This is a genomic window from Plantactinospora sp. B24E8 (assembly GCF_039871735.1).
Classification (GTDB): Bacteria; Actinomycetota; Actinomycetes; order Mycobacteriales; family Micromonosporaceae; genus Plantactinospora.
This window is the reverse complement of sequence record NZ_JBDPMH010000068.1, coordinates 1-5023: the sequence shown is the minus strand read 5'-3', so window position 1 is coordinate 5023 and position 5023 is coordinate 1. Positions and strand designations below refer to the sequence as shown.

The 5023-nt window shown below is 65.6% G+C and carries 6 protein-coding genes and 1 pseudogene; 2 read left to right on the top strand and 5 right to left on the bottom strand.

All coding sequences use genetic code 11. The annotated features are described in order from the left end of the window. Positions 1-63: 63 nt before the first annotated feature. A complete protein-coding gene (locus ABGB21_RS36745; protein ID WP_347681745.1) occupies positions 64-876 on the bottom strand; it encodes a helix-turn-helix transcriptional regulator in 813 nt (270 codons plus the stop codon). Positions 877-1002: 126 nt separating this feature from the next. Here ABGB21_RS36745 and ABGB21_RS36740 point away from each other — a divergent pair, with 126 nt between their 5' ends. After that, positions 1003-1410 carry a heme-binding protein gene (locus tag ABGB21_RS36740; RefSeq protein ID WP_347658211.1) on the top strand — a complete coding sequence of 136 codons (408 nt, stop codon included), beginning with the start codon at positions 1003-1005 and terminating at the stop codon, positions 1408-1410. Between the two features lie 842 nt (positions 1411-2252). Here ABGB21_RS36740 and ABGB21_RS36735 read toward each other — a convergent pair. Both ABGB21_RS36735 and ABGB21_RS36730 read right to left on the bottom strand, forming a co-directional pair. Next, a complete protein-coding gene (locus tag ABGB21_RS36735; protein WP_347658209.1) occupies positions 2253-2684 on the bottom strand; it encodes an integrase core domain-containing protein in 432 nt (143 codons plus the stop codon). A 159-nt stretch (positions 2685-2843) separates the two neighbouring features. Continuing rightward, complete coding sequence (locus ABGB21_RS36730) at positions 2844-3350, bottom strand: hypothetical protein (RefSeq protein WP_347658208.1); 507 nt, start codon at positions 3348-3350, stop codon at positions 2844-2846. A gap of 5 nt (positions 3351-3355) precedes the next feature. Here ABGB21_RS36730 and ABGB21_RS36725 point away from each other — a divergent pair, with 5 nt between their 5' ends. Beyond that, a complete protein-coding gene (locus tag ABGB21_RS36725) occupies positions 3356-3664 on the top strand; it encodes an integrase core domain-containing protein (protein WP_347658237.1) in 309 nt (102 codons plus the stop codon). Positions 3665-3914: 250 nt separating this feature from the next. Here ABGB21_RS36725 and ABGB21_RS36720 read toward each other — a convergent pair whose 3' ends face one another. Together ABGB21_RS36720 and ABGB21_RS36715 are read right to left on the bottom strand one after the other, a co-directional pair. After that, the gene (locus ABGB21_RS36720; RefSeq protein ID WP_347658236.1) at positions 3915-4721 is read right to left on the bottom strand and encodes an SAM-dependent methyltransferase; all 807 of its coding nucleotides are present in this window, start codon (positions 4719-4721) and stop codon (positions 3915-3917) included. Positions 4722-4909: 188 nt separating this feature from the next. Further along, a pseudogene (locus ABGB21_RS36715) lies at positions 4910-5023 on the bottom strand (IS630 family transposase); the annotation flags it as partial.

Below are 5023 nucleotides of genomic sequence, written 5' to 3'. Positions count from 1 at the left end.
AGACCGATTCCGTCGCAAGAACCTGTCTACCGATGGCTCCACGTCCTTATCAAAAGCTGTCCGCTATGGACGGTACGCCCGTGTCATCCCGAACCGCCCCCGGATCCTTGCTGAGATCACCTCACTGTAGGTGAAGAGTGTGTGATTGGGTTCGTCCGGAACGTCGAGGCGTTTACTGTGCAACACGATCTCACCGACCAGGGGATGACGGTAGCGACGTCGGCGATCCCAGCCCGGATCAACCTCATGACCCGCCCAGACCCGGCGGAATTCGGAACTTGTCGCGGTGAGTTCGTCGACGAACGCGGCGACAGTCGGATCGTGGGGATGGCGGGCGACGTCGAAGCGCAGCATGGCGACCGCCTCGTAGGCCGCGGCGCTCCAGTCCGCGCAGGCCAGGTTGCTCGCCGGACCCGACAGTAGCCAACGTAGGTAGTTTCCGTGGGCTTCCAAGCCGTGGAAGAGGGCGCGTGCGGGCTCGTTGACGGCGAGGAGTTCGAGTAGCCGCCCGACGACGATCGCCGGTGTGGAGAGGTTGTCCAGCAGTAGCCGCATTCCGTTGCTCAGTTGCGGGTCGCCGGTCCTGGACGGGGTTGCACGAGCGCGAGTGGCCGAGGCCTGGACGAGCGTGCACAGATACGCGTACTCGGTGGGTGTGAGCCGCAGAATCCTGGCGACCGATTCCAGCAACGCGCTCGACACGTTCGGGCAACGGCCCTGCTCGAAGCGGACGTAGTAGTCCACGCTGATCCCCGCCAGTTGGGCCACCTCCTCGCGCCGGAGACCGGGAACACGGCGGCGGTTCGCCCCCAGCGGCACGCCCGCGTCTTCCGGCGCCACCCGTGCCCGGCGTGAGCGGAGGAAGTCCCTGAGCATCGCGTTGCTCCTCATCGCGACCACCGCACGGCGGCGCAGGGTGGTACTGGGATACCTATGGTCGTGGCGGTACCAGGGGTGAACTCACTCCTTCCACGGTTCACGGCCATGACGTCAACTACACGCATGTCAATGCTCTCGTTGAATGCCGAACAAATATTGGCCACCGGCGTCGCGAGGGCGACCGAGATGTCGATCTCGGTTAACATCAACGTCCTGGATGCCGGCGTCAACCTGGACGCCTTCGCCTGTACGGATGAGCCGTTGTTCGGCTTCATCAACGTGGAGATGAGCAAGGCCCGAACGTCGGCGTTTATCCAGAACTCGGAGGATCTCTTCGACTTCTGCAGGCCGGGCAGAACGTCATTCGTCCTGGCGGACAGCAACGGCGGGGTGGTCGGGTTTGCCAGCGGACGTCCACTGGCCGTCGATGGTGACGTCGTCGGCTCGGTCGACGGCTCCGGAGGGTCGGTTGTCCAGGATGACGCGATCGCGCGAGCAGCGGCCGCCGCGCTCGGCGCGCTTATGGTCTGAGTCGAACAGTAAGGAAAGGAGGTAAGGGGACGAGCAGCGAGTGCAATCTGGTCACGGTGGTGGGTTCGGGATTCGGTGGGAGGGCGGCCGTCGGCTTGGTCCAAGCGGGTCATGAGGATATCGCCACAGTGCGGATCTGCCCGCAGACAACCGCGTTGCGGAAAGAGGCCGCCGAACTGGACCTGCAGAGTCCGCGCGTCGAAGAGCTCGACATTCTCGATCCCCACGATGTCGAGGCGGCACTCATGTAGGAGATCAGCGTGCTGTACAGCAACACCGGCGTCGGCGAGGCCGGGCCGGTGAGCTGAATTCCGGTCGAGCTGCTGTGCAAGAATTGCGAGACAAATATGTTCGGGCCGCTGTTGCTGGCTCAGAGGTTCATCCGTAACATCATCAACGAGGGGCGACCGGGGAAGGTGGTCTTCACCTCGTCCGTGGGCGTGCTGTTCACCACAGCCGACTTTGGGCCGTAGGTTTCGACCAAGCACGCGCTGGAGGCCCTCGCCGAGGCGCTCGATGGCGAGATCTGTCCGTTCAACATCAAGATTCGGACCATGATCCCGGGTGCCAGCCGGAGCGCCGTCGCCGACCGAGGTGCTCGTCTCGTTTGGATATGAAAATGGTGCGAGTGTGTGTGGCATGCAGACAGCGTCCCTGCTGGCGGCATACACTCGCATCCGTTGACTCCCCAGCGAGGACGCCCCGACCACCTGGTGGAAGCGCGCGGGTTGGGATCAGCCATGCCCCGGCCTTTACGGGTCAGCAACGCGTCCAGATTGCCACGCAACGCGACACCGGGACTGGGTGAACCGTGTACCTGCCGAAAATGTCGTCCGGGCAGGTCAGGTCGTATGTTCGTATTCGTGCAGGATGCCGCCGAGGCGGTCACGACGACGGATGTTCAGGCGGTCGAGCCTGTGCGGGTCGGTGATCGGTTCGGGTAGCGGTGTGAGTGGTCGGCCGTTGGCGATGCGCTGATGCGGGCGGTGCTCGTTGTAGAAGATCTCGTACTCGTGCAGCGCATGCAGTAGGTGCCGCTGGTTAAGGATCAGTGTCCGGTCGAGGAGTTCGCGGCGGCAGGTCCGTACCCAGCGTTCCATGATCGCGTTCATCCGGGGTATCCGGACGCCGGTGCGTACCACGGTGATGCCGGCGTCGGTGAGAATCGTGTCGAACGCGGCCGGATACTTGCCGTCCCTGTCGCGGATCAGGTACTTCACCGGGCAGCCCGCGTCTTCGAGGTCCATGACCAGGTTGCGGGCGATCTGGGCCACCCGCGCCGCGGTCGGGTGCGCGGTCGCACCGAGGATCCGGATCCGGCGGGTGGCATGGTCGATGACCGCGAGGACGTAGAGGCGGGCCCCGGTCAGCGTGGTCGTCTCGAAGAAGTCGGCGGCGATGACGGCCTGTGCCTGGGTGCGCAGGAACGTGGCTCACGTGCTGGTGGTGCGTTCGGGTGCCGGATCGACACCCGCTTGGTGGAGGATCTCCCAGACGGTGGACGCGGCGACCTTGACGCCCAGTACGAGCAGTTCGCCGTGGATCCTGCGGTATCCCCAGGTGCTGTTCTCCCGGGCCAGGCGCAGGACCAGCCGGCGGACCGACCGGACGGTTCGTGGCCGTCCGGCCTGGTGGGGCCGGGAACGCCGGGCGTGCCGGCGAGCGGTCAGATCCCGGTGCCAGCGCAGGACCGTGTCCGGTCTTACCGGTAGCCGCAGGTGGTTCAGTACGCCGCGCGGTAGCGGGTGTAGTAGGGCTGCCAGCCACGCCCGGTCGGCTGGGGTGAACCGGACCCGGTCACTGTGCGGTTGTCGTTGCAGGACCATGATCTGGTGCCGCGGTGCGAGGATCTGTGTGTCCTTGTCGCGGTCACTCATCGGCAGCAGCCGTGGTAGGGCGAGCGTATTGGTGACGCCGAGGTACGCCAGTCGAAACAGCACGCCTCATCGTCGCGCAGTGCTCGACGCGGACGGGACATCGCGATCCAGCCGAGAGGTTTCGCGTCTCCACCGGCGGCTTCCAGGTCGATCAGTGTCGAGGTGCTCCGGACGCCACCGCAGGCGCCCCGGCGAACACGTTCGCGGAGCGCTGGGTAAGCACGGTCCGGCGGGAATGCCTGGACCGGATCCTGATCTACAACACCCGGCACCTGCTCGCGGTGCTCGGCGCCTACCTCACGCACTACAACGGGCATCGGCCGCATCAGGGCCGCGGACAACTCCACCTGATCGAGACACGGCCCCAGCGCCGGTGACCGATCTGGGTGCCGTCCGAGTACGGCGCAGGAGGGTGGTCCACAGGTTGATCAACGAGTATGAGCAGGCCGCATAGCCGGAACCGAGTTATCGAACAGCACAGGCATGGCCAGCCCGAGCCGTACGGGACAGTCCCCTTCCCACCGAAGGGAACCCCTCCATCCGACAGCCAAACCCCACACCGCAGCACCACAATCCCCCCGTGCCCGCGAACAGGTTGCCCTCGTGGCGTGACCGGCGTCGAGAAGCTCAGCCGATGCGGCCGACACCGCCGAACAGGTAGACCTCTGGTTCGTCGGACTCCGGGTCGGGGCGCCAGCGCGAGCACGTGACGACGCCGGGCTCCAGCAGGTCCAACCCGTCGAAGAAGCGTTCGAGTTCCGTCTTCGTCCTGGCGCGGATCGGCGTGCCGCCGCGCTCGGTGGTTTCCCGCATCACGCGCAGCATCGGCTCGCCGTGGATCTCCGCGGTGGAGTGGGTGAGCACCAGGTAGCTACCGGCGGGCATCGCCTGCACCAGCTGCGCGACGGAACCGTACGCCTCGTCGTCGTCCATGAGGTGGTTGACGACGCCGAGGAGCATGAGTCCGATCGGCTGCGAGAAGTCGAGCGTCTGCCGCGCGGACGCGAGTATCGTCTCCGGCTGCCGCAGATCGGCTTCGACGTAGTCGCAGCTGCCTCCCGGCGCGCTGGTCAGGAGTGCTCGCGCATGCACCATGACGAGCGGGTCGTTGTCGACGTAGACCACCCGGCAGTGCGGGTCGAGGGACTGCGCGACCTCGTGGGTGTTGTCCGCCGAGGGAAGGCCGGTGCCGACGTCGAGGAACTGACGGATGCCGGCATCCTCGACGAGAAACCTGACCACTCGCTTGAGGAACGCTCGCTCGGCCTTGGCCCCGATGGGGATGTCCGGAATGTGTGCGATCACCTCGTCGCCGGCGGCGCGGTCGACCGCGAAGTGATCCTTGCCGCCGAGCCAGTAGTTCCAGATCCGCGCCGAGTGCGGGACCGTGGTGTCCAGTTTGGAGTTTGAGGCGTACTCCTCATCCTCGGGCATGGAGGCATTCTGCCGCATCGACGGCGCGGTGATGCGAGTGGGGCAGCGCTCCGACGGCATGGCGGGCTCCAGCTGGGTGCCCGGGTACGGCAACTGCGTGAGGCCCACCAGGGTATCGATCGATATCGAATGGTCCGGTAGGCTGCTGGTCCAGCCTGCGGCAATGATCAATGCGCTAGTGTTCTGTCTCAGTTTTGGCTTGCCGCTTGCTGGAGAGCGACTCGTCCACGTCGGACCTTGGCCAGGATTGATTCGGCGGTGGCGGTCCAGACGAATGGTTTCGGGTCGTCGTTGTGCACGCG